22 protein-coding genes and 2 tRNA genes are annotated in these 23,899 nt (G+C 45.3%); 18 read left to right on the forward strand and 6 right to left on the reverse strand.

The genetic code is table 11. The features are described 5' to 3' along the window. Both A3739_RS16025 and parC read right to left on the reverse strand, forming a co-directional pair. Positions 1–680, reverse strand: a 680-nt coding sequence (locus tag A3739_RS16025) for an ACT domain-containing protein (RefSeq protein WP_304440284.1), incomplete at its 3' end; no start/stop codon positions are given. Positions 681–755: 75 nt separating this feature from the next. After that, on the reverse strand, positions 756–3,053 hold the full coding sequence (gene parC, locus A3739_RS16030; protein WP_068481972.1) for a DNA topoisomerase IV subunit A: 2,298 nt from the start codon (positions 3,051–3,053) through the stop codon (positions 756–758). A 171-nt stretch (positions 3,054–3,224) separates the two neighbouring features. Here parC and upp point away from each other — a divergent pair, with 171 nt between their 5' ends. From upp to A3739_RS16065, 7 genes are all read left to right on the forward strand, one after another. Further along, entirely contained in the window at positions 3,225–3,851 is a 627-nt protein-coding gene (gene upp, locus A3739_RS16035) for a uracil phosphoribosyltransferase (protein ID WP_068481969.1), read from the forward strand. A gap of 40 nt (positions 3,852–3,891) precedes the next feature. After that, complete coding sequence (locus A3739_RS16040) at positions 3,892–5,133, forward strand: uracil-xanthine permease family protein (RefSeq protein ID WP_068481964.1); 1,242 nt, start codon at positions 3,892–3,894, stop codon at positions 5,131–5,133. Between the two features lie 260 nt (positions 5,134–5,393). Then, positions 5,394–6,197: a septum site-determining protein MinC gene (gene minC, locus A3739_RS16045; RefSeq protein ID WP_082869091.1), complete on the forward strand. Its 804-nt coding sequence runs from the start codon at positions 5,394–5,396 to the stop codon at positions 6,195–6,197. 87 nt (positions 6,198–6,284) lie between these two features. Continuing rightward, the gene (minD, locus tag A3739_RS16050; protein ID WP_068481961.1) at positions 6,285–7,103 is read left to right on the forward strand and encodes a septum site-determining protein MinD; all 819 of its coding nucleotides are present in this window, start codon (positions 6,285–6,287) and stop codon (positions 7,101–7,103) included. Next, positions 7,100–7,348, forward strand: coding sequence for a cell division topological specificity factor MinE (gene minE, locus A3739_RS16055; protein WP_068481957.1), 249 nt, complete (start codon positions 7,100–7,102; stop codon positions 7,346–7,348). The genes minD and minE overlap by 4 nt, the downstream gene beginning before the upstream one ends. Before the next feature lie 69 nt (positions 7,349–7,417). Further along, the gene (locus A3739_RS16060; RefSeq protein ID WP_068474368.1) at positions 7,418–7,894 is read left to right on the forward strand and encodes an HPP family protein; all 477 of its coding nucleotides are present in this window, start codon (positions 7,418–7,420) and stop codon (positions 7,892–7,894) included. 71 nt (positions 7,895–7,965) lie between these two features. Continuing rightward, positions 7,966–9,363, forward strand: coding sequence for a PhoH family protein (locus A3739_RS16065; protein WP_068481953.1), 1,398 nt, complete (start codon positions 7,966–7,968; stop codon positions 9,361–9,363). 71 nt (positions 9,364–9,434) lie between these two features. Here the strand turns inward: A3739_RS16065 and moeB are convergent, their stop codons facing one another. The 4 genes from moeB to hemA are packed head-to-tail and all read right to left on the reverse strand — an operon-like array spanning position 9,435 to position 13,429. Then, the gene (moeB, locus tag A3739_RS16070) at positions 9,435–10,202 is read right to left on the reverse strand and encodes a molybdopterin-synthase adenylyltransferase MoeB (RefSeq protein ID WP_231876498.1); all 768 of its coding nucleotides are present in this window, start codon (positions 10,200–10,202) and stop codon (positions 9,435–9,437) included. Further along, positions 10,195–11,040 (reverse strand): peptide chain release factor N(5)-glutamine methyltransferase, encoded by an 846-nt coding sequence (prmC, locus tag A3739_RS16075; protein WP_068481950.1) that lies wholly within the window; start codon positions 11,038–11,040, stop codon positions 10,195–10,197. The genes moeB and prmC overlap by 8 nt, the downstream gene beginning before the upstream one ends. Further along, positions 11,041–12,126, reverse strand: a complete 1,086-nt coding sequence (gene prfA, locus A3739_RS16080; RefSeq protein ID WP_068481947.1) for a peptide chain release factor 1 — start codon at positions 12,124–12,126, stop codon at positions 11,041–11,043. 43 nt (positions 12,127–12,169) lie between these two features. After that, complete coding sequence (gene hemA / locus A3739_RS16085; RefSeq protein WP_068481945.1) at positions 12,170–13,429, reverse strand: glutamyl-tRNA reductase; 1,260 nt, start codon at positions 13,427–13,429, stop codon at positions 12,170–12,172. Between the two features lie 159 nt (positions 13,430–13,588). Between hemA and A3739_RS16090 the strand changes: the two genes are divergently transcribed. The 11 genes from A3739_RS16090 to A3739_RS16140 all read left to right on the forward strand — a co-directional run bounded on the left by A3739_RS16090 (position 13,589) and on the right by A3739_RS16140 (position 23,788). Beyond that, positions 13,589–15,409: a tetratricopeptide repeat protein gene (locus A3739_RS16090; RefSeq protein ID WP_197472365.1), complete on the forward strand. Its 1,821-nt coding sequence runs from the start codon at positions 13,589–13,591 to the stop codon at positions 15,407–15,409. A 60-nt stretch (positions 15,410–15,469) separates the two neighbouring features. Further along, positions 15,470–16,018, forward strand: a complete 549-nt coding sequence (gene lolB / locus A3739_RS16095; RefSeq protein WP_197472366.1) for a lipoprotein insertase outer membrane protein LolB — start codon at positions 15,470–15,472, stop codon at positions 16,016–16,018. After that, a complete protein-coding gene (gene ispE, locus A3739_RS16100) occupies positions 16,003–16,887 on the forward strand; it encodes a 4-(cytidine 5'-diphospho)-2-C-methyl-D-erythritol kinase (RefSeq protein WP_068502042.1) in 885 nt (294 codons plus the stop codon). The genes lolB and ispE overlap by 16 nt, the downstream gene beginning before the upstream one ends. A gap of 48 nt (positions 16,888–16,935) precedes the next feature. After that, positions 16,936–17,010: transfer RNA gene (locus tag A3739_RS16105), tRNA-Gln, on the forward strand. A 71-nt stretch (positions 17,011–17,081) separates the two neighbouring features. Further along, on the forward strand, positions 17,082–18,026 hold the full coding sequence (locus tag A3739_RS16110; RefSeq protein WP_068481080.1) for a ribose-phosphate pyrophosphokinase: 945 nt from the start codon (positions 17,082–17,084) through the stop codon (positions 18,024–18,026). A gap of 147 nt (positions 18,027–18,173) precedes the next feature. After that, positions 18,174–18,815 (forward strand): 50S ribosomal protein L25/general stress protein Ctc, encoded by a 642-nt coding sequence (locus A3739_RS16115; RefSeq protein WP_068481083.1) that lies wholly within the window; start codon positions 18,174–18,176, stop codon positions 18,813–18,815. 53 nt (positions 18,816–18,868) lie between these two features. Next, entirely contained in the window at positions 18,869–19,459 is a 591-nt protein-coding gene (pth, locus tag A3739_RS16120) for an aminoacyl-tRNA hydrolase (RefSeq protein WP_068481086.1), read from the forward strand. A gap of 96 nt (positions 19,460–19,555) precedes the next feature. Further along, complete coding sequence (gene ychF / locus A3739_RS16125) at positions 19,556–20,650, forward strand: redox-regulated ATPase YchF (RefSeq protein ID WP_068481088.1); 1,095 nt, start codon at positions 19,556–19,558, stop codon at positions 20,648–20,650. A 123-nt stretch (positions 20,651–20,773) separates the two neighbouring features. Next, positions 20,774–20,850 (forward strand) — tRNA-Met (locus tag A3739_RS16130). Positions 20,851–21,183: 333 nt separating this feature from the next. Beyond that, positions 21,184–21,936 carry a cyclin-dependent kinase inhibitor 3 family protein gene (locus A3739_RS28175; RefSeq protein ID WP_197472367.1) on the forward strand — a complete coding sequence of 251 codons (753 nt, stop codon included), beginning with the start codon at positions 21,184–21,186 and terminating at the stop codon, positions 21,934–21,936. Between the two features lie 37 nt (positions 21,937–21,973). Beyond that, the gene (locus tag A3739_RS16140) at positions 21,974–23,788 is read left to right on the forward strand and encodes a phosphotransferase (RefSeq protein WP_068481090.1); all 1,815 of its coding nucleotides are present in this window, start codon (positions 21,974–21,976) and stop codon (positions 23,786–23,788) included. Positions 23,789–23,899 lie beyond the last annotated feature (111 nt).

Here is a 23,899-nt window from a genome sequence, read left to right on the forward strand (position 1 = left end):
GCAAATTCTGTAATTTCAGCCACTTGATCTCCAACACCCGCTTCGATCGCAAGCTCATCAATTACTTCAGCTTGAATCAAAGTCGAGTCCATATCGAAGACAACTAAACGACGATTTCTACGGAAGATTGAATCTTCTTGGAACGCAATGTCCACACCTAACTCGTTGCCGATAGCAAGGAAGTCTTGTCGCAAATCATCTAAGTTAGGCGGCGTGCCACGCACTGAAAACTCAATGCATGCCTTAGTTTGTTCAATGCTCTGCTCAACGGCGGGACGACCAGACAATCGCGTAATGTTGTCGATATTCAAACCGTGACGAGCGGTGATCGCAGACACATGAGAAATCTGTTCCGCAGAGATAGATCGTGATAAGAGTGTAACGATGTATCTAGCCTTACCTTTGCCTTCCACCCACAGGGCGTATTCTTCCTTGCTAACAGGCTTGAAACTCACATCTTGCTCGAGTTCGTGCATACGGAACAACAAGTCCTTCAGCACACTACTTGATTCTTTATCACCAGGAACCTCAACCAAAATCCCCCAGGTCAAATGCTCATGAATAACGGCCTGACCAATATCCAAAATACGGATATCGTATTGCGCCATGATTGCGGTCATTTCTGAGGTCAAACCAGGCTTATCAATACCAGACACGTTAATTAATATAATTTCGCTCAAAGCTAATCTCTTTCTGATTAAAATGAATTCTTGGATAACAAAAAGCCGTTGTAACAACGGCTTTTATTCTAGTGACTATTCTGCTTGCTGCTCTGCTTCTGGCTCAGCGTCAGCCTTACCCGTTTTAATAATTTCAATACGGTCTACACGCTGCAATCCTCTTGGCAGTTTTTGCCCTCTTCGTCCGCGTTCACCAACATAGTGCTGCAAATCACTGTATTTAAGCTTCAAGTGGCGTTTACCAGAGTGAATGACCACAAAATCGGCTTCTGAGAAAATCGCAACATTGGTCATCAGCTCATCTTTACTCTGAGCTCGCGCTGAAGGAATGCTGATAATCTTATTACCCTTACCTTTCGCCAATTCAGGAAGGTCTTTCACAGGGAACACCAGCATTCGGCCTTCATTAGTCACTGCAGCAAGCAACTGACTCTCTACATCATCGATGACCATCGGATGCATCACTTCAGCATTCTTAGGCAATGTGATCGCAGCTTTGCCCGCTTTATTCTTACTTTGAAGTTGATCAATGCTTGAAACAAAGCCATAACCGGCATCGCTCATCATGAGCAATTTTTGCCCCTCTTTACCCATTAGCACCGCTCTAAACTCTGCACCAGATGGTGGGTTTATTTTACCGGTTAAGGGTTCACCTTGGCCTCGAGCAGACGGCAGAGTATGTGCTGCTACCGTATACGCCCTACCAGTAGAATCTAAGAAGATGACACCTTGTTGACTACGACCTTTTGCCGACAAACTAAAACTATCGCCAGCTTTGTAGTTCAAGCCTTTTGGATCAATGTCATGCCCTTTCGCAGCGCGTACCCAGCCTTTTTCAGATAACACGACGGTCACTGGCTCAGAACTGACTAAATCAGTTTCGGAATAGGCTTTTGCATCACCACGAACAACCAACGGAGAGCGTCTATCGTCACCATATTTTTCAGCGTCAGCGAGCAGCTCTTTCTTGATGAGCTTTTTCATCTGCGCTTTTGAGCCAAGTACTTTTTGCAAGTAAGCACGCTCTTTTTCGAGCTCTTCTTGCTCCGCCTTGATTTTCATCTCTTCAAGACGTGCTAACTGTCTCAACTTGGTATCGAGAATGTAATCAGCTTGCACTTCAGTTAAACCAAACCGCGCCATTAAGACGGCTTTAGGTTCATCTTCAGTACGAATAATATGAATGACTTCATCAATATTAAGAAAGGCGACCAATAAGCCTTCCAATAAGTGTAAGCGACGCTCAACTTTATCTAAGCGATATTGCAGCCTGCGTGTAACGGTATCAGTACGGTAACTCAACCATTCACTAATGATCGTACGCAAGTCTTTCACTGCAGGACGACCATCAATACCAATCATATTAAGATTAACGCGATAGCTTTTTTCTAAATCAGTCGTCGCAAACAAGTGCGCCATCAATGAATCGATATCAATACGATTTGAGCGGGGAACAATCACAAGACGCGTTGGGTTCTCGTGATCGGACTCATCTCTCAAGTCCGCAACCATCGGTAGCTTCTTGGCCTGCATTTGAGACGCAATCTGCTCAAGCACTTTGGCTCCAGAAGTCTGATGAGGCAATTCGGTGATCACGACATCGCCACTTTCAGTGTTATAGACAGCTCGCATCTTGATCGAGCCTCGGCCTGTTTCATAAATCTTCTGAATATCTGCCGGCGGAGTGACGATCTCAGCACCCGTTGGATAATCAGGCCCGCGAACATGCGTCATTAGATCTTGAGTTTGAGCCTTAGGTTCATCCAGCAAATGAATACATGCACTCGCGACTTCTCGAAGGTTATGAGGAGGAATATCAGTGGCCATACCGACCGCAATACCCGTTGTGCCGTTAAGCAATAAATTCGGCAATCTAGCGGGTAAGGTTTTTGGTTCATCAATCGTGCCATCAAAGTTAGGCATCCAATCAACAGTACCTTGACCCAACTCGGCAAGAAGCACATCTGCATAAGGCGCTAATCTTGATTCGGTATATCGCATTGCCGCGAATGACTTAGGATCGTCAGCCGAACCCCAGTTACCTTGCCCATCAATCAATGGATAACGATAACTAAACGGTTGCGCCATCAACACCATCGCTTCATAACACGCGCTATCGCCATGCGGATGAAACTTACCCAGAACATCACCCACCGTTCTCGCGGACTTCTTATACTTCGCCGATGCTTTTAAGCCAAGTTCCGACATGGCATAAACAATTCTGCGTTGAACAGGCTTTAAACCGTCCCCGACGTGCGGCAACGCACGATCAAGAATGACGTACATTGAATAATCGAGATAGGCTTTTTCGGTATATTCTCGAAGCGAAATCTGCTCGACACCATCTTCGAAACTAGGCGTGTCTTGACTCATAAAACTTAGAGTTCCCTTTTAGAGTTCCCTTAAGGAAAAATTTGACTATGATTGTGAAGCTGTTGTTCATTATATGGAGCGTGCACACAACTGCATAGAGCTAATCAGTAATGTGCCCTTTTCTTAATGTTTTAAGCGCCCTTTTTTTACGTATTAATCAAAGGAAGATGCATGAACGTCATCGAAATCAAACACCCACTCGTTCGTCACAAGTTAGGCTTACTTCGCGAAAAAGACATCTCCACCAAAAGCTTTCGCGCACTCAGTAAAGAAATCACGACCCTCCTCACCTACGAAGCAACCAAATCATTCCCTCTCGAACCGAAACAAATTGAATGCTGGTCGGGCATGACAACCGTTGAGCAAATCGAAGGAAAGAAAGTCACTGTCGTTCCAATCCTACGCGCCGGTATTGGTATGCTTGATGGTGTTTTTGAATTAATGCCTAACGCTAAGGTCAGTGTCGTTGGGCTATATCGAAATGAGGAAACACTCGAGCCGGTTACTTATTTTGAAAAGCTCGTAAAAGACATTGAAGATCGAACAGCAATGATCATAGACCCAATGCTTGCAACTGGCGGAACTCTGATTGCGACAATTGACCTTCTTAAAAAAACAGGCTGTAAAAAAATCATTGGTTTGTTTTTAGTTGCAGCGCCCGAGGGCATTGAAAAAGTTCTAGCTGCACACCCTGACATGGAAATTTATACCGCCGCTGTCGACGAAAAGCTAAACGACAAAGGATATATATTACCCGGGCTTGGCGATGCAGGAGACAAGATCTTCGGGACCCAGTAGCAACAACTCACCCTAAACATAGCGAAAAGGAAGATTCACGATGTCAGATGAAAATGCATTCAGCCCAAAGACTGCGCTAATTGGCGCACAAATGCTGTTCGTTGCCTTCGGCGCCCTCGTTCTTGTCCCCTTACTTACAGGGTTAGATAGTAACGTTGCTCTATTTACTGCGGGTGTTGGCACGCTCATCTTTCAACTTATAACTAAGCGCAGCATTCCGATTTTTCTCGCTTCCAGCTTTGCCTTTATCGGCCCTATTATTTATGGCATCCAGACATGGGGCATAGCCTCAACGATGGGCGGACTAATGGCCGCAGGTTGCGTATATATTTTGCTCTCGGGCATTGTTGCGTGGCGCGGAACCGAGATCATCGAACGCGTCTTGCCGCCGATTGTTGTCGGCCCGGTTATCGTTGTAATTGGTTTAAGCCTTGCACCAGTCGCTGTGAATATGGCACTCGGTAAAACGGGTGACGGTTCAGCAGAGCTAGTCAACCAGAACACTGCCATTCTTATCTCAATGAGCGCATTGCTTGTTACCGCCATTGCATCTCTTCTAGGCAGCGGCATTATTCGCTTAATCCCTATACTTCTTGGAGTCTCTGTCGGCTATGTCGTCGCCCTGCTCTGTGGAATTGTTAGTTTTGACCCAATCAGCAACGCGGCTTGGTTTGCGAATCCAAGGTTTACGCTCCCCGAATTCAATGCCAGCGCAATTCTATTTATGTTGCCCGTCGCCATTGCACCTGCGGTTGAACACATCGGAGATATGATGGCAATTAGCAGCGTTACTAAAAAAGACTTCCTAAAAAAACCTGGACTTCATAAAACCTTACTTGGCGATGGTGTAGCGACAACCGCAGCCGCAGTGGTTGGTGGACCGCCAAATACTACGTACTCAGAAGTGAGCGGCGCCGTCGCACTAACCAAAGCATTTAACCCAATCTACATGACCTGGGCCGCAGTGTTCGCAATTATCTTATCTTTTTGCGGCAAGCTCGGCGGCTTTCTTGCCACGATTCCAACCCCTGTGATGGGCGGCATTATGGTTCTACTATTTGGTGCCATTGCAACAATTGGCATAGGAACAATAGCCCGTTCAAATGCTGATTTACACGACCCTCGCAACCTAGCAATTATCTCAATCCCCTTAGTATTTGGAATTGGCGGAATGAACTTTGGCGGTGAAGGCTTCGTCGTTCAAGGGATAGGATTAGCAGCCATCTCGGGCATTCTTCTCAACCTTGTTCTACCGAAAACAAAACCAGAAACCGAGCAATAAAACCAGACCATCGCTCTGATCTCTCACAACCTATTAAATCGAAGCTGAGAGGTCAGTGGAAATCCTCGATAATTAATTCAACACATTACTAAAAAATCAGCTTTTAACATAAGCATGAGCTTCAGGCTCTATGGTATGATCGAAAGCATTAGAGGGCTGTCAGAATCTGTTTGTTGACTATTGCGAAACAGACCCAAAATAAGTAACTATTTAGTACATGCTCTGCAAACAAAAAAACAAAATAGAAAATTAGGGTAATCATGAGTTCGGACACAGGCACAACCATCGCTCCAGAAGCACACAAGTCAGCAGAAAACCCGCCTGTTCAGCCAAGCATCAAACTTAAAGCATCCTTAGCTCCAATGACTGCCTTAGAGCTCACCAGCTTTGAACCAAAGCAATTCAGCGAAGAACTCGCAGCGAAAGTCGCTCAAGCCCCTAGTTTTTTTGAAAACCTTCCTGTCGTGATTGGCCTAGAGAAGTATGAAGAACCAAGCCTCGACTTTGAGCGTCTCATCGAGATATGCCAAGCACACCAAGTGAAGGCAATCGCTGTAAGAGGCGCCAGCGCATCACTTCAAGACGTCGCGCGCAATCATGGCTTAGGAATATTAGCCAAACAAAAAGAACGTAACGCAGCGATCGATACAGACACTCCAGCAGCTAGCGAACCTGCGCCGCAGGAACCCAAAGCAGATGAGCCTGCAAAGGTCGAAATCAAAACTGAAACACAGATTAGTAAAATTGTCCATCATCCTATTCGATCAGGACAACAAGTTTACGCAGCAGATGGTGACTTGATCATTCTAGCCTCTGTAAGTGCCGGCGCAGAAATACTAGCCGACGGAAACATTCATGTTTACGGTACATTGCGCGGACGCGCGCTAGCTGGGGTTAAAGGCAATACCAAAGCACGCATCTTCTGCCAAAGCATGGCAGCAGAACTTGTCTCCGTCGCAGGGCAATACAAAATAAGCGAAGACATTCCAAGCTCAACCATAGGCAAGCCCTGCCAAGTATATTTGGACGAGCAAACTCTGAATTTTAAAAAACTAGAGCTCTAAAGAGCCCATTAAGCGCCGAATAAGAGCGCAAGAAGTAAAGAGGCTTAAGCCCAACTTCAAACAACATAGCAACATGGGAATAGAACATTGGCAAAAATAATTGTTATCACTTCAGGTAAAGGCGGCGTAGGTAAAACAACTAGCAGCGCGTCCATTTCCACAGGTCTTGCCCTGAAGGGACACAAAACCGTCGTTATCGATTTCGATGTAGGTCTTCGTAACCTAGATCTAATCATGAACTGTGAACGTCGTGTAGTGTATGACTTCGTAAACGTAATCAACGGCGAAGCGACGCTAAACCAGGCTCTTATCAAAGATAAGCATAATGAGAATCTTTACATTCTCCCCGCTTCTCAAACTCGCGATAAAGATGCACTCACTCAAGATGGCGTAGAAAAAGTTCTTAATGAACTTTCTGAGCGCTTCGATTTCATCATTTGTGATTCGCCTGCAGGCATTGAGCACGGCGCTCAAATGGCTCTCTATTTCGCAGATGAAGCCATTGTCGTAACGAACCCGGAAGTATCTTCGGTTCGCGACTCAGATCGAATTTTAGGTATCTTACAAAGCAAGTCTCGCCGCGCTGAAAATGGCGAGTCGGTAAAAGAGCACCTTCTTCTAACCCGCTACAACCCTAGCCGTGTTGAGAAAGGTGAAATGCTGAGCGTAGATGACGTTAAAGAGATTCTAGCCATCAAACTTCTTGGCGTTATTCCTGAATCACAATCCGTTCTTTCTTCTTCAAATTCAGGCGTTCCTGTTATCCATGATCAATCAACTGATGCAGGACAGGCCTACGATGATGCTGTAGAACGCTTACTTGGCGCCGAAAAGCCACAGCGTTTTATCACGAATGAAAAGAAAGGTTTCTTTAAGCGTATGTTTAAGGGGGCTGCAACAGCATGAGTTTTTTAGATTATTTTAAAAGCACCAAGAAGAACACCGCATCTATCGCGAAGGAACGCTTACAAATAATTGTTGCTCATGAACGTGGGCAGCGCGAGCAGCCCGATTACCTGCCAATGCTTCAAAAAGAAATTCTTGAGGTTATTCGCAAGTACGTATCTATCAATCAAGACCAAGTACAGGTCCAACTTGATAAAAATGATGACTGTTCGGTTCTTGAACTGAACGTCATGCTCCCAGAGTAAGATAATGAGTGCCAGTGGACGGCACTTTCTCTGAGTCATAAGAAATACCGTATAAAGGCGAAAAGAATAATGTCAGTAAAATCGCTCACCGCAAAAGACATCATGACTCCCAACGTAAAGTCAGTACCGCAGTCTTGGACAATGGAACGGTTCAAGAAATTCCTAAGCGATAACGATATTATTGGTAGCCCTGTTGCGAACGATGAAGGCAAAATCATCGGCATTGCAACGCTCAAAGATATTGCAGAATTCCATTTCGATGGCTCGAGCTCTCCCTACGAAGCTGAAATGAGCGAAGAAGAGCAGCAAGAAGCTCGCCGTTTAAGAATGATGATTTTCGAAGGCCTTGCCAATATGCCTGTCGAAGTTAACGACATCATGACCCCTATCTTAGTGTCCGTACCTGAAGATACTCCCATTACAGAAGTATCAAAACTCATGATGAACGAACACCTTCATAGAGTATTTGTAAAACATGGTGATGACGTAAGCGGCATCATTACGACTTACGATTTACTCAAAGTTATTGTCGAACAACTCAACTAAGTTAATGATGCGCGCAAACAACTCGGAGGGCCGCGAAACCTAAATGCACATTCACTTCGAAGGAATTCAAGATGGTTATAAGTAACAAAAAAACCGATAGTAAAATTTATGTACTTGATACCAATGTTCTGCTCCACGAGCCTGAATCAATATTTAAATTCGAAGAACAAACTGTTTTTATCCCTCTTCGCGTCTTAGAGGAACTTGATAGCCACAAACGTGGCCAACGAGATACCGCCAGAAATGCGCGACAAGCACACCGCTATCTCGACGAACTCCTTTCACAAGCAGATATAGACCAGCTCCCTGAGGGGATTGCCCTAGACGGAGGCGGGAAGCTTATATTCCAAACCTTCGAAAAAGATAGACAAACGGTTGCTGATAACGAAATCATTGATGTCGCTAAACAGTTACGCGACGACTTTGAGAATACCGATACAAGCGTCGTTCTTGTCACGAAAGACATCAACATGCGCATCAAAGCTGTCGTCCGTGGAATCATCTCAGAAGATTATCGTAACGACCAAGTAGCAAGCATTGGTGATGAATCTCTATTCTCCGGCCAAATAGAAATCACTGAAGAGATGTGGGAAGCTGAAGGTGTTGAAATCCGAACCGAACGCGAGGACTCTCAAGATGTCGGCACCATCATTATCTATTACATAAAAGCGCCTTGGGTCGGAAATTGGCCGATCAACACGCACATTTACTCAAACTCAAATAACCAACAAAACTTTCGCGGCATTCTTCGCGCCACCAATGGCAAAGAAGCTATGATCGAAATACTCCCTGATTTCGAGCAACATTATCATTGCTGGGGTATTCAAGCGCGTAACCAGGAGCAAAACTACGCGCTTTCTATTCTTACCGACCCCGAAATTGATTTTGTAACGATAGCTGGCGATGCAGGTACGGGTAAAACCTTGTTAACCCTCGCTGCAGCGCTACAACTTGTGTACGAAGATAAATTCTACGATGAGATCATTGTCACTCGCGCAACCGTTCCGATGGGAGAAGATATAGGCTTTTTACCAGGCGAAGAAGAAGCCAAAATCGAACCTTGGATGGGTGCAATTACGGACGCACTCGAAACCTTAGCGGCGAACCCAGAAGGCAATGAGTTTGAGCGAAAATCAGGGCTCGAGTTTCTTAAGAATCGCGTCAAAATAAAAAGCTCAAGCTTCATGCGAGGTAGAAGCTTCTCAGGAAAGTTCTTCCTAATTGATGAAGCCCAAAACCTGACCGCGGCGCAAATGCTTGGCCTCATCTCACGCGCAGGCCCAGGAACTAAAGTTGTCGCGATCGGCAACCTCAAGCAGATCGACACACCTTACCTCAGCGCCAATACAAGCGGATTTAGTTACGCGATCGACCGCATGAGAAATTGGGAGCACTACGCTCACATCACACTCACAAGCGTTGAACGATCTCGTCTAGCAGATTACGTCGCGAATAATTTTCATGATTAAGTAACTAGCATCACCCCATAACAAAAAAGCCGGAGCATTTAATCTCCGGCTTTTTTGTTATTCAATCGCAACTACGCACACTCGGGGCACTCAGGATCCTTGCGCAATTTCAAGGTACGCCAGTCTAAAGACAGAGCATCATAGATCAACAATTTCCCGGCACTGCGCTCACCATATCCAGACACCAGCTTTATAGCCTCCAAAGCCTGCATTGAGCCAATCACCCCAACTAGCGGCGCCATCACACCATTGGTTGAACAGTTAAGGTTTTCGTTACCTTGCTCATCATATAAGCATCGATAACAAGGCGAATCATCCTCTCTAGAATCATATATCGCCAACTGCCCTTCCATACGAATTGCAGCACCTGAAACTAGCGGAACCTTCGATTTCACGCAAAGGCGGTTTACTGAAAAGCGCGTCTCAAAGTTATCACTACAATCTAACACCACATCAAACTCAGAAAGCTTTTCCGCCCAATCAGACTCTACAAACCTTTGTTCTAATGCAATAACCTCGCAATGCTTATTCAATGCCTTGAGACTATCTTTCGCAGACACAACTTTTGACTGCCCTATGGCAGACTCACCATGCGCAATCTGACGCTGCAAGTTACTCAATTCAACGATATCGTCATCCACAATGGTAAGTCGCCCCGCGCCAGCGGCAGCCAGATACAACGCCGCAGGAGACCCCAAGCCACCAGCCCCAATAATCAAGATACGCGCATTGCTTAAAGCTAACTGCCCTGCCACATCAAATCCCGGTAGCATTAACTGTCGGCTATACCGCAACAAAGCCTCATCATTCATTTTATTATCCATAGAAGCCTTATCCATAGAATCGTCCGATCGTGAACCGGTCGTTGCTACCGTAATCCTGCCGAGTTTCGATACTCTCGTAATCAAACTGACTCAAAATACGTCGAACATCATCTCCCTGATCATAACCATGCTCAAGTATCAGCCACGCACCGTTCTTAAGGTGAGATCTTGCTAATTTCGAAATAAGCTTTATATCAGACAAACCATGCTCTGCCGCAACAAGCGCTGACAAGGGTTCGTATCGCACATCACCTTGAGACAAATGGACGTCATTCTCGTCGATATAAGGTGGATTGCTCACGATCAAATCAAACTGAGCATCTTTATCGATCGGGTCAAACCATGAGCCTTGAACAAAATCGACGTTTCGAATTTGGTTTTTAGCTGCATTTGAGCGCGCTAAAAGAACCGCATCCGACTGTAGATCTGAACCTAGCACAGTCCAATTTCGCTGTTCACTTGCTAGAGCTAGTGCTATGGCGCCCGTACCCGTCCCTAGATCAAGTACACTCGCTGCCTCAACATCAGCAAATAAGTCTAACGCCGCTTCAACCAAGCATTCGGTATCAGGACGAGGAATGAGAGTACTTTCATTAACAATAAGATCGAGCGTCCAGAAACCTCGACTACCCGTCAGGTGTGCGACAGGCCGCCCCTTAAGACGCTCTTGCAATAAATGACGGTAGGTTTGAGATTGCTCTACGCTGAGGGACTTTTCGGGCCAAGTACGAAAATAACTTGGCTCTACCTGCAAGACATGCGCTAACAACAATTGGACATCAAGTTCAGGTGTTTCGCTTTGAATATCGGCACTCATTGCGAGTGCCTGCTCTATTGTTATCTGAGCACTCATTTATGCGTCATTCATGCTCGCAAGAAGCTCGGCTTGATGCTCATGCAACAAAGGATCGATCACAGTCCCGAGATCACCTTCCATCACCTCAGCAAGCTTATACAAGGTAAGATTGATGCGATGATCCGTGACACGCCCTTGCGGATAGTTATATGTTCGGATTCGCTCTGAACGATCTCCACTGCCTACCAAACTCTTGCGCTGAGACGATTGCTCAGCTGCAGCCGCCTCTTGTTCTGCACTCAATAACTTAGACGCAAGCAAGGTCATCGCCTTAGCTTTGTTTTTGTGCTGGGAACGTTCGTCCTGACACTCAACAACTACGCCTGTTGGCAAGTGAGTAATACGAATTGCAGAGTCAGTTTTGTTGACGTGCTGACCACCCGCACCCGATGCACGGAAAGTATCAATTCGAAGATCAGCCTTATTAATCTCAACATCATCAACAGATTCGATTTCAGGCATAACCGCAACCGTACATGCTGACGTATGAATACGACCTTGCGATTCAGTTTCAGGAACGCGCTGCACACGGTGCGCACCGGATTCAAACTTCAACGCGCCATAGACACCATCACCAATCACACGCGTAATGATTTCTTTGTAACCACCATGTTCACCAAGGCTTTCACTTACAACTTCAATCTTCCAACGCTTTTGCTCCGCATAACGAGAGTACATGCGAAACAAGTCACCTGAGAAAATCGCAGCTTCGTCACCGCCTGTACCGGCACGAATTTCCAAAAACACGTTATTGCCATCATTCGGGTCTTTCGGCAACAAGAGCATTTGTAACTCATCCGATAAGACCTCCATACTTTTCTCAGCTTCGCCTAACTCTTCTTGCGCCATTTCTCGCATCTCGGCATCACCGTCTTCCATCAACAGCTTCGCCTCTTCAATATCATCTTTCGCTTGGTTAAAGCGAGCAAAACACTGCACGACAGGCTCGATTTCTGAATATTCTTTGGAGTAGGCACGGAATTTATCTTGATCAGAAATCACTTCTGGGTCACTCAACAACGCGCCCAACTCTTCATATCGCTCCGTAATTTCTTCAAGACGGAGTAGCAAAGACTCTTTCATATATATGTTTCACTAAAAATAAAGTACGAGAAGTGTAGCAACGCTACTCTTCATCAAGTTTAAATAAATTCAATAACAACTGTGCCGTTTCAGCTTTTCCGGCTGCAGCATCATCACGAACAGAGACGGTCGGTTCGTGCAATAACTTTTGCGTGAGAGTTCGAGACAAACTCCTCACGACTTTCTCAGGGTCAGCTCCTTGCTGCAAAGCACTAACCGCCTTTTCTACTTCGTTTAGGCGGATATTTTCAGCATGCGCTCTGAATCGTCTTAAGCCGTCCCCCGCTTTTGAAATACGCAAATCACTCGTAAATCGGCGTACTCCAGCGTTAATAATCGACTCGGCATCGTCAGCAGCCCTTTCTCTCGAACGCTTATTCTCATCAATCACATTGGCAAGGTCATCAACCGTATATAAATACACATCCGCCAATTCACCCACTTGCGGTTCGATATCTCTAGGGACCGCGATATCCACCATGAAAAACGGCCGATGTTTCCTTAACTTTAATGCACGCTCAACAGCGCCCTTACCTAGAACTGGCAGTGGACTCGCAGTAGAGGAAATAACAATGTCTGCATCGACCAACAAATCAGGAATATCACCTATTAAAGCTGCTTGACCACCGACTTCATCTACCAAATCTTGCGCACGCGCCAAAGTACGATTCGCAATAGTTAAGTCTTTAATGCCAGCTTGACGTAAGTGTTTCGCTACAAGCTCAGTTGTTTTACCCGCTCCGACCAACAACGCTTTGCTCTGACTCAACTGACCAAATAACTGCTTTGCCAAAACCACTGACGTCGCTGCAACCGATACTGCACTCTCGCCAATCGCCGTCTCTGTACGCACCTGTTTAGCCGTCGAGAAACTCGTTTCAAGGAGACGCCCCAACCGCCCAGTAACTGAGCCCGCCTCAAGCGCACTAGCATACGCAGATTTGAGCTGCCCTAAGATCTGCGGCTCACCCAAAACAAGTGACTCCAACCCTGCCGCCACACGCATAACGTGTCGCACTGCATCGTCGTTGCCATAACAGAAGCAATTTCGCTCAATAAGGTCGACATTAACGTGGTGAAATTTCGCGAGCCAATCTGAAACATCACGTTTTCCGTAACCGCCATCAACCGAACAATATATCTCCGTCCGGTTACACGTAGACAAAATAACGCCCTCGCTCACCTGATGCTGCGCGACGAAAGACGACAAGGCATCCATAAGCGCCAAAGGGTCGAAAGCAACTTTCTCCCTTAACTCTATGGGAGCTGTTTTATGATTTATGCCAAAGGCAAGGATGGACATTGATTACAGAATTTGAGAATTAAACCCCTATTTTACAAAGAGCGTGAGAAATATTCCATGCGAATTACACAATGTCTTATCGACAACATTGACAGTATTAAGCGGTATGTCATCATAACGACGTTTATGCCTCATCTAGTAACGATAAAAGAGACACCTTTGAATTCATTTCGCTTCGCATTTGTTTTAAGCGCGCTCATCACTCTTAGTGGTTGTGCGAGCCTTCTCAACACACAAAACACAGCCTCGACTGACGCAGAGGTTAAGTCCAATTCAGCAGAAGAAGACGTCACTTACCAAGACTTTTCTGTCGAACAAGACACGCTATATGATTTACTGGTTGCTGAAATCGCATCTCAGCGAAACCAGTTTGACATAACACTTGTGAATTATATTCATCAAGCACAAGTCACCCGAGACCCTGCTGTCATTTTACGCGCAATAAATGCCGCACAAATCGCCAAAGATGGTGAAGCAATTCAAGAGCTGGCAATGCTCTGGCTTGAAGAAGATGAAAACTCGATCGCCGCACACCAACTGCTTGGATATCAATACGCTCTCGACAAAGACTACACGCAAGCAATGTTTCACACCTCAGAGATTTTGCGTCTAGGAGGCAACACATCTGTTGAAGCACTTGCTATCAATTCAGCACAAGAAAGCGAAGAAGGAAAACAAGCACTTCTTACCCTGTATAAAGATTTATTTGAACAATATCCAGAGAGCTGGGAGGTGCAGTACAGCATTGCATTAGTTCAACGCAACTTGAAGCAATGCGATGAAGCGATTGCCAACCTAGACGCTGTGTTAAAAGTACAACCACGATTCCAACAAGCAGCTATCGTCAAAGCTAACTGTTTGAACGAGAGCGGAAAGAAACAAGAAGCGCTTGAATATTCAGCTGATGCGTTTGACGACTTTCCAGATAACAATGCAATTGGGAGACTATACGCAAGCCTCCTTATTGAGCGTGAGCAAACAGAAGATGCAGCAAACGTGTTTGCTCAACTTATAGAATATTACCCTGAGTCTCCAAGCTTAAAACTTTCGTACGCTCTTCTACTTTTAGAAATTAACAAACCAGAAGAAGCAACTGTCGTCTTCGAGCAATTGAAAAATTACCCTGCGCACAAAAACGACGCAAACTACTACCTTGGTCGATATTCAGAAGAACAGGAACAACTTGAAGAAGCACTTAACTACTTCAAAGCCGTCTCACCTGGAACACATTACAATTCGTCTGTTGAACGTCAGGCCTACATACTTACCAAGCTTGATCGCCAAGATGAAGCGATCGAATTACTTGCAAGCCTGCGCAAAGAACAGCCAAATAACGAAGTCAGATTATGGCTCATTGAATACAAGCTATTGAACACATTTGAACAACGTGACGCAGCATTAGAGAGCCTCGACAAAGGTATTGCTGATCATCCAAATGATGAACAACTCGTCTACGCACGAGCAATGCATTACGAAGGCGACGATCGGCTTGAAGAAATGGAAGCAGACCTGCGCCACCTCATCGACCAAAACCCAAATAATGCGATTGCCCTGAACGCCCTAGGTTATACCTTGGCTGATCGCACAGATCGACTCGAGGAAGCTGCGCAACTCATTGGCAAGGCGCTTGTGCTAAAACCAGATAATCCAGCCATCATGGATAGCATGGGCTGGGTCCTTTTCCGATTAGGAAAAGCCGAAGAAGCGGTACAGTTACTAGGTGCAGCGTACTTAAAATATCCAGACGGAGAAGTAGCAGCACACTTAGGCGAGGCACTTTGGTCACTCGACAAAAAAGACCAAGCAAGAACTGTTTGGAGCAACAGTTTGCGTCAACAACCAGATCATAAGGTATTAATAGAGACGCTACAGAGACTTGCACCCGAAATGCTTGAACCCAACGCTGACTCTGAAGATAGCACTACAAACTCTGCCGAAGACCAACCAGAGCCTGAGTTAGAAACAAACTCAGAGTCTTAAAAGAAAATGCCTCAAACCATATCTCGCTGGACTTTCACGATAGTGTTCAGCTTATTACTGATGAGCTGCTCTAGTAGCTATAAAAGCTTCGAAAACGACGGCTCAAAAGAACTCCGCGCTAAGCTTTATCAAATTGAGACCTTTCAATTTAATGGCAAACTAGGCTTTCGCAATAGCGAAGAAGCTTTCAGTGTCGCCATCAACAACTGGCTTCAAGACGCTGACAAATACCAAATCGAATTAAGTTCTGCATTCTTTGGATTAGGCGCCATCGAACTGAAAGGCACCGCCGCCTGGATTGAGGCTAACGAACCCGGCCAAGAACCAGTTAGATCAGACTACCCTAACTACACAATCAAAGAGTTACTAGGCAGCCCCTTACCTATACAAAGAATTCGCTATTGGCTGCGCGGCATTCCAGCACCGCAATCTAAATCCCAAGAAACGCTCAACGACCAAGGCCTACTATCTACACTTGAACAAGATGGCTGGACAATACACCTAGATCGCTACCACGATGTATCAAACCTTCCCTTACCTGGCCGAATCAAAATCGAACAAAACGACACGCGTATTACATTGGTAGTTGCACAATGGTCCATTCTCTAAGCCTTCCAGCCCCCGCCAAGTTAAATCTATTCCTACATATCAATGGGCGCAGACCAGACGGCTACCATGAACTTCAAACAGTTTTTCAACTTCTCGATTTTGGGGACGAACTACATTTTGAACTGAACTCAAGCCAAGCTATTACGATCAAACCTGAGTTCAACGACATTCCTGTCGAAGACAATCTAATTTACAAAGCTGCAAAATTTTTGGAACCTTTCGCCACGTACTATAAAGGGGTCGACATCACGCTAAATAAACGTCTACCCATGGGTGGAGGTGTGGGCGGTGGCAGCTCTGATGCAGCGACGACATTAATTGCTTTAAATTACTTATGGCAATGCAATTTAAGCAACGAAAAACTTTGCGACTTAGGGATTCAATTAGGTGCCGATGTTCCAGTATTCGTAAACGGAAAAACATCATGGGCAGAAGGCATTGGCGAGCAATTATCGCCTATAAAAACACCAGATTGTTGGTATGTTGTACTAGCACCAGAAGCACACATTAGCACGGTAAAAATTTTTTCAAATGAAGTGTTGACAAGAGACACTCCAAAGATGAGAATAGCGCCCGCTTTAGAGGGACAGGCACTAAACACGCTTCACAACGATTGCGAAGCACTAGTTAAGCAGCTCTACCCTACTGTTAAAGAAGCAATTGATTGGTTGAGTAAATATGGACCAACAAAGCTAACAGGAACTGGAGCATGTTGTTTTTGTCGACTTTCAACTGAGACAGAAGCAAGACAGGTTTTGAACGAGGCTAGCGCCAAATTCAAGGGCTTTATAGCCAAGGGAGTTTCACTCTCTCCTGCTCATCAAAAGCTAAATGAAGTTGAGACGTTCGCAAAGGATTACTCAAGGTAAAAGTTCAAAATTGAACTATATTGCAGACTTTATTTAGGTACAGATTACTGGGGTATCGCCAAGCGGTAAGGCAACGGGTTTTGATCCCGTCATGCGGAGGTTCGAATCCTCCTACCCCAGCCATTATTCAATACCCATATATAAGCCAAACATTGATCGCCACAAGCAGCTCTGAAACGAGGTAAGCTACCCACATGTCTAAAATGATGGTATTCACCGGCAACGCAAACCGTGATTTAGCACAGAAAGTTGTCGACAATTTACGCCTACCTCTCGGTAACGCTAAAGTCACTAAATTCAGCGACGGCGAAGTAGCTGTTGAGATTAACGAAAACGTTCGCGGTAAAGACGTTTTTATCATCCAACCAACCTGCAACCCAACCAACGACAACCTTATGGAACTCGTGGTCATGACCGACGCATTACGTCGCGCATCTGCAGGCCGTATTACAGCGGTTGTTCCCTACTTCGGCTATGCACGACAAGATCGTCGTGTGCGTTCAATGCGTGTACCGATTACAGCAAAAGTTGTGGCTGACATGATCACTGGCGCAGGCATCGACCGCGTATTGACTGTTGATCTGCACGCTGATCAGATTCAAGGCTTCTTTGATATTCCAGTAGACAACATTTACGCAACACCTATTCTGGTCGACGATATCATGACGCGCTTTAAAGAAGACTTTATCGTTGTCAGCCCAGACGTTGGCGGTGTTGTTCGCGCACGCGCAATGGCTAAGCGCGTTGGCGATGTAGATTTAGCAATTATTGACAAACGTCGCCCTCAAGCGAACGTTTCTCAAGTAATGCACATTATTGGCGATGTAAAAGGCAAAACATGCTTACTCATCGACGACATCGTTGATACGGCAGGCACGCTATGCAAAGCCGCAGAAGCATTGAAAGAGAATGGCGCAAAAGCAGTTTACGCTTACATCACCCACCCAGTTTTGTCGGGCCCAGCGATTAAAAACATCGAAAACAGCACATTGGACGCATTGATTGTCACAGACACCATTCCATTAAGTGACAACGCTGAAAAATGTGGTAAGATTCGCCCCCTTACGATTTCCGGCCTAATTGCTGAGTCGATTCGACGCATCAGCAATGAAGAGTCAATTAGCGCACTCTTCGACTAAACGAAGCAGCGCGTTAGAAAAATTTGCCTATTCCTTTCAAGGGCGTAGGCAAACTATCGAAAAGCACATAAGTGCTTTTTTTCGTTTTAAAATGCGTGTTATGAGTCTGGTCGCGGACTTGTTTCAACGCTTATTGAGGAATCAATAATGAGTGATTTATTTACTGTCGAAGCAGAACTTCGCGAAGACCAGGGGAAAGGTGCGAGCCGCCGCCTGCGTCGTCTAGAAGGCAAAGTACCTGCAATCCTATACGGCACAAAGTCTAAGAAGCCTGTTTCTCTTTCTATCGCTGCGAACAAACTTCGCCGCGCACTAGAAGAAGAAGCATTTTACTCTCACATCCTTACTATCGCTTTCGATGGTAAAGAAGAGAATGCAATTCTTAAAGATCTTCAACGCCACCCAGCAACGAATGAAGTAATGCACGCTGACTTCCAGCGCGTTACTAAAAACCAAGCTATCCACGTTAACGTACCACTTCACTTCACTAACGAAGAAGCATGTGTAGGCGTTAAACTTGGCGGCGGCAAGATCCAGCACCAAATGACTGAAGTTGAAGTTATCTGTCTTCCAGCAGATCTTCCTGAGTTCATCGAAGTTGACATGACTGAAGTTGAAGCGGACCAAATCGTTCACCTTTCAGACATCGTTCTTCCTAAAGGTGTAACGATTGCTGCACTTCAGCAAGGTGAAGATCACGACCTTTCTGTTGCATCTGTACACAAGCCGAAAGGCTCTGCTGCTGACGAAGCAGAAGATGCTGCAGCTGAAGGCGAAGGTGACGAATAAGCCCCCACCGGAGCTTATTACGTTGGCACCAGCTAGGGAATGCACATTCAGCCATGACTCAACAGATCAAGCTGATTGTCGGTTTAGGTAACCCCGGAGCCGAATACGCAAATACCCGCCATAACGCGGGTGCCATCTTTGTAGAAGCGCTTGCACAACAAGCGCTTCAAACCCTCAAACCAGAGAAGAAATTCCACGGCCTTTACTGTAAAGCCAACTTCTCAGGAAAAGATATCCACCTCTTAGTTCCCACTACGTTTATGAATCGCAGCGGCCAAGCCGTTCAAGCGATTGCTCAATTTTTTAAGATTCAGCCAGAAGAAATTCTTGTCGCACATGACGAGCTCGATATTCCAATGGGGGCAATGAAACTTAAAAAAGGCGGCGGACACGGCGGCCAAAACGGACTTAGAGACATCATCGCCAAACTTGGCGGCAATAAAGAATTCTCACGACTAAGACTCGGCATCAGCCATCCAGGCCACGCAAGTAAAGTAACCGGCCATGTACTCGGAAAACTTGGTAAAAAAGAAACAGAAGAACTCACTGCAGTCATCGACGAAGCGAGTCGATATTTGCCAGAGATCATTTCTGGAGATACCGCTCGAGCAATGAACGCACTGCATAGCTTCAAAGCAAGTTAAACATCGTATCTTTGTCACCCAACAAGGTGACCACCCTCGCCCTTCTCTATATAATACGTCCAATTTTTTAAGACCAGACACACTAGGATTCAGACCATGGGTTTTAACTGCGGCATCGTAGGACTTCCAAACGTTGGCAAATCAACGCTATTCAATGCATTAACTAAAGCTGGTATCGGCGCAGAGAACTTCCCTTTCTGTACGATCGAGCCCAATGCAGGCGTAGTCGCCATGCCAGACCCACGACTGGACAAACTATCAGCCATTGTCGAACCTGAAAAAACACTCGCAACGACAATGGAGTTCGTCGACATTGCAGGGCTTGTTGAAGGCGCCTCTAAAGGTGAAGGTCTAGGTAACCAATTCTTAGCCAACATTCGTGAAACAGACGCTATTGCGCACGTAGTACGCTGCTTTGAAGATGAGAACGTTGTGCACGTCTCAGCAAAAGTTAACCCACAAGCTGACGTTGACGTTATTAACACAGAGCTTGCTCTTGCCGACCTAGATACCGTAGAAAAAGCGGTAAAGCGTTACACGCGTACAGCTAAAAGTGGCGACAAAGATGCTAAGAAAGCACTAGCGCTTTTAGAGAGCAAATTACTCCCTCACCTCAACGAAGGTCTGCCAGTTCGCGCATTAGGCTTAGATGAGGACGAACTTAAAACCATCAAAGAGCTATGTCTTCTAACGATCAAGCCAACCATGTACATCGCTAACGTAGATGAAGACGGTTTTGAGAACAATCCACACCTCGATGCCGTGCGCGAAATCGCTGAAAAAGAAAACGCTGTCGTTGTACCTATCTGCAATAAGTTAGAAGCTGAAATTTCAGAGCTAGAAGATGAAGAGCGTGATGAGTTTCTTGCAGACTTAGGCATGGAAGAGCCAGGCCTTGATCGTGTTATTCGTGCAGGCTACGAACTACTAGGATTACAAACCTACTTCACTGCTGGTAAAAAAGAAGTGCGTGCATGGACAATGAAAGCCGGTGACACTGCGCCAAAAGCAGCTGCCGTGATACACACAGATTTCGAAAAAGGCTTCATTAGAGCTGAAGTAGTCGCATATGACGACTATATCGAATTCAACGGTGAAAACGGTGCGAAAGAAGCCGGAAAATGGCGCTTAGAAGGAAAAGATTACATCGTTCAAGACGGCGATGTTGTGCACTTCCGCTTCAATGTTTAGTCAAAAACTTAAGTAAGAAAAATAATGTATTTTTCTTACTTTTAGCTGTTGACATAACAAGGTAAAAGCAAGAAAATACGCGCCTTCTTGAGCAGGGCTACCGCTAAGTCCTAAGACTCAAATGGCTACATAGCTCAGTTGGTTAGAGCACATCACTCATAATGATGGGGTCCCTAGTTCGAATCTAGGTGTAGCCACCAATTATTTCAAAAGCCCAGTTTTTTAACTGGGCTTTTTTATTTCTATGCTCTAAACAAGCCCCATAAAAACATCGGTAAGATCAAACTTTCTAGTAGATCCTGCAAAATGGTGCTCTCTTCTTCATACTCGATAAGATGTAATCTAGACTTTGGCCTTATAGTGCCTTCAACATAAAGTTGCGGAGCAAACGGACTAGCACATTATTTATACCTTCATTACCAAACTCTTCACCTATGAAACTGACACCCATAAAAACCCAAGACCTTTTTGCAAACGAGCTTATCGCTTCACCGCTAACGATCGCAGCCAAAATAGGTAATAAGTGCGTGTATATGAAATTACTGTCCGATGGCACAGTTAAGGGTGATTTAACGACCTACACCTCAATAAACTCGGCAATGAATACGATGCCTATCGCAGCCAATAGCACTAGCAATGCATGGCAGTTTTGGAGCTTTTTCGATCATGAACGAAACGCTTGGAGCCCTCTCGAACACCTTCGTGCAAAACTCGAAACTCAACAGCGACCAAACGAAATTAAAACGAGTAAAACACACCCCCTTCGAATTGATGAAATACACCCTCCAAACGCCAAAGGTAAAATTGGTTTAACCTTCTGCCCCGGTAAAATTTGCGACGGATTATATGGAGGCAGATGGGAGCGTGATCTAAACACAGATATAGAAGCGATCTTGGCCTGGGGCGGCAAAACGCTTATCACGCTAATGGAAACGCACGAATTTGAGATTCTTGGCGTAACTCAATTTCCTACGGCGCTCAAAAACTCACAACTTAACTGGTTACATATACCCATTAAAGATATGCAAGTACCTGATAGCACCTTCGAAGCCACTTGGGCAGAAAACAAAGCGCAATTATATGAAGCTCTCAAACATGGTGATTCTTTTGTTATTCACTGCCGCGGCGGACTAGGCAGAACAGGCCTATTGGCAGCACGTATATTAACTGAACTAGGGATAAACCCCGTAAAAGCTATCCAGTACGTTCGAGACGCGAGACCCAACTCTATAGAAACCTATGACCAAGAATGCTATGTTCTTGCTCAGGCTTGGAAGGCCATATAACAATAAATCTAGAATAATACTAAAGAGTAGATAAAGGATGTCAGCTGTACTTATTACTCAGTGTTTACAGAACGATTTCGTGAAGCCTCTTGCTTCGGGTGAACCACTCCCAAACCAACTACATGTCGGCCACGAAGAATCAAAGCGCTTAATCGGCGAAGATATCGATACAGGCCCTATCGGTCGTTTTATGGATTGGGCGAATGCTCAACCGAGCAACCAGCTAAACACAATTCATATTCGGGACTGGCATAATCCAGATTGCCCGGATCAGGCCAGTCACCTAGCCCAGTTCAAACCGCACTGCATTCAAAATACTAAAGGCGCCGACTTTATATTTAGTGCCAGCTCTTCCGAATCTACAATCATTAACAGCACCACGCTCAACGATTTTGAGGGCACTGAATTAAAAGCAACTTTGGACGAGTTTGATAAGGCCAATACTGACAGGCTTCGTATTGGGATCATAGGCGTATGGACTGAGGCAAAGGTCCTTTTCCTAGCCTACGAACTAGCAACTAGATACCCGAAGGCAGAGATCGCTATTTGCAGTGCCCTCACCGCTAGTTCTTCTCGCAGCCAACACTTTTTGGCATTACAACAATTAGAGCGTTTGGTGGGTGCAACAGTCGTTAATAGCATCGGCGAATTTATTCGCTTCCTAGGTGGCACCGGAACCACCATAACTAACAAATCAATAGACACATCACTCACGATCAAAACGTCTGGCGAGATGAATCTCGATCCCGAGTATGAATTTTTGATTCGCTATCTATTTAGAGATTGCCAACAGCTTTCTCTGAAAATTCTCGATGGTGGATTTTCTGGTAATCTCGTCGCAGGCTCCAACAGCATTGACATGCATAGCCATGAACAAGCCCCTCACGTTATCAAAATTGGCCCTCGTGACTTGATGGCTAAGGAACGAATGGCCTTCGAGCAAATCGAGCAAGTTCTTGGTAATAATGCACCGGCGATCGCACAATACGCCGACTCTGAAAACCTAGGCGCGATCAAATACCGCTACGCCTCAATGGGCTCTGGAAAAACACGCTCACTTCAGGATTGTTTTCAGCAGGGCGAAAGCACAGATAAACTGCACCAGTATCTGAACGATATATTTGAAACCCAGCTTGGTCGCTTTTACAGAGCAGCCACTAACGATAAAGCCGATCTGCTCGAATACTACTGCTTCGATTCTTACTGGGCTGAATCAGTCAAAAGTAAGATAGAAGAACTTATTGGCGATTACCCTACCGAAGGTCCCATCACCCTGCCCGGCAATAAACAGGCACCTAACCTATATCAATTCTACAAAGAAGAGTTGGATAAATTACCTCCGCTCACTGGAGACTACCCCTTTGCCTTCGTGCATGGCGACCTCAATGGTGCAAACGTCATTATCGACGAGCGCGACAACGTTTGGCTGATCGATTTCTTTCATACCCATCGCGGACATGTACTAAAAGATTTCGCCAAACTTGAGAACGACCTTCTCTACATCTACACACCAATTGAGTCTGATGCAGATCTTCAACTAGCTTATGAGTTTAGTGATTTTTTACTTAGGTTTGATGACCCTTTTGATTATCTGCCAAAGTTGTCAGAACAATTTCTTGGGACACAATTTGAACGCACTTATGAATCTGTTTGCCACATAAGAAAGTTAGCTAGCCAACAAATTGAAAAGAATGATCCGTCGAGAAAGATTCAATGGCTAATACCGCAGCTAAGGTATGCTGTGCATACTATTGGGTTTGATGAGCCAAACGAACTTCAACGTATCTGGTCTGCTTACCTAGCCTCAAATTTAATATTATTACTTAAATCAATGTGCTCCCTTAATTCTTGAAATGGACTGACTAACGATAATAAAAAATCGGCTGCCTATAGAACCAAAAGTACTTGCATCAAGCAGTTTCAATAGAGGCAAGCCTATTAGCTAACTTGCCTCTATTTGCGT

The sequence above is a fragment of the Oleiphilus sp. HI0067 genome, from assembly GCF_001635735.1.

What these genes read in the sequence shown, in the direction of transcription:
- parC (WP_068481972.1), bottom strand. Translation starts at nt 3,053, where the DNA reads ATGAGTCAAGACACGCCTAGTTTCGAAGATGGTGTCGAGCAGATTTCG.
- upp (WP_068481969.1), top strand. Translation starts at nt 3,225, where the DNA reads ATGAACGTCATCGAAATCAAACACCCACTCGTTCGTCACAAGTTAGGC.
- A3739_RS16040 (WP_068481964.1), top strand. Translation starts at nt 3,892, where the DNA reads ATGTCAGATGAAAATGCATTCAGCCCAAAGACTGCGCTAATTGGCGCA.
- minC (WP_082869091.1), top strand. Translation starts at nt 5,394, where the DNA reads ATGAGTTCGGACACAGGCACAACCATCGCTCCAGAAGCACACAAGTCA.
- minE (WP_068481957.1), top strand. Translation starts at nt 7,100, where the DNA reads ATGAGTTTTTTAGATTATTTTAAAAGCACCAAGAAGAACACCGCATCT.
- A3739_RS16060 (WP_068474368.1), top strand. Translation starts at nt 7,418, where the DNA reads ATGTCAGTAAAATCGCTCACCGCAAAAGACATCATGACTCCCAACGTA.
- A3739_RS16065 (WP_068481953.1), top strand. Translation starts at nt 7,966, where the DNA reads ATGGTTATAAGTAACAAAAAAACCGATAGTAAAATTTATGTACTTGAT.
- moeB (WP_231876498.1), bottom strand. Translation starts at nt 10,202, where the DNA reads ATGGATAAGGCTTCTATGGATAATAAAATGAATGATGAGGCTTTGTTG.
- prmC (WP_068481950.1), bottom strand. Translation starts at nt 11,040, where the DNA reads ATGAGTGCTCAGATAACAATAGAGCAGGCACTCGCAATGAGTGCCGAT.
- prfA (WP_068481947.1), bottom strand. Translation starts at nt 12,126, where the DNA reads ATGAAAGAGTCTTTGCTACTCCGTCTTGAAGAAATTACGGAGCGATAT.
- hemA (WP_068481945.1), bottom strand. Translation starts at nt 13,429, where the DNA reads ATGTCCATCCTTGCCTTTGGCATAAATCATAAAACAGCTCCCATAGAG.
- lolB (WP_197472366.1), top strand. Translation starts at nt 15,470, where the DNA reads ATGAGCTGCTCTAGTAGCTATAAAAGCTTCGAAAACGACGGCTCAAAA.
- ispE (WP_068502042.1), top strand. Translation starts at nt 16,003, where the DNA reads ATGGTCCATTCTCTAAGCCTTCCAGCCCCCGCCAAGTTAAATCTATTC.
- A3739_RS16110 (WP_068481080.1), top strand. Translation starts at nt 17,082, where the DNA reads ATGTCTAAAATGATGGTATTCACCGGCAACGCAAACCGTGATTTAGCA.
- A3739_RS16115 (WP_068481083.1), top strand. Translation starts at nt 18,174, where the DNA reads ATGAGTGATTTATTTACTGTCGAAGCAGAACTTCGCGAAGACCAGGGG.
- pth (WP_068481086.1), top strand. Translation starts at nt 18,869, where the DNA reads ATGACTCAACAGATCAAGCTGATTGTCGGTTTAGGTAACCCCGGAGCC.
- ychF (WP_068481088.1), top strand. Translation starts at nt 19,556, where the DNA reads ATGGGTTTTAACTGCGGCATCGTAGGACTTCCAAACGTTGGCAAATCA.
- A3739_RS28175 (WP_197472367.1), top strand. Translation starts at nt 21,184, where the DNA reads ATGAAATTACTGTCCGATGGCACAGTTAAGGGTGATTTAACGACCTAC.
- A3739_RS16140 (WP_068481090.1), top strand. Translation starts at nt 21,974, where the DNA reads ATGTCAGCTGTACTTATTACTCAGTGTTTACAGAACGATTTCGTGAAG.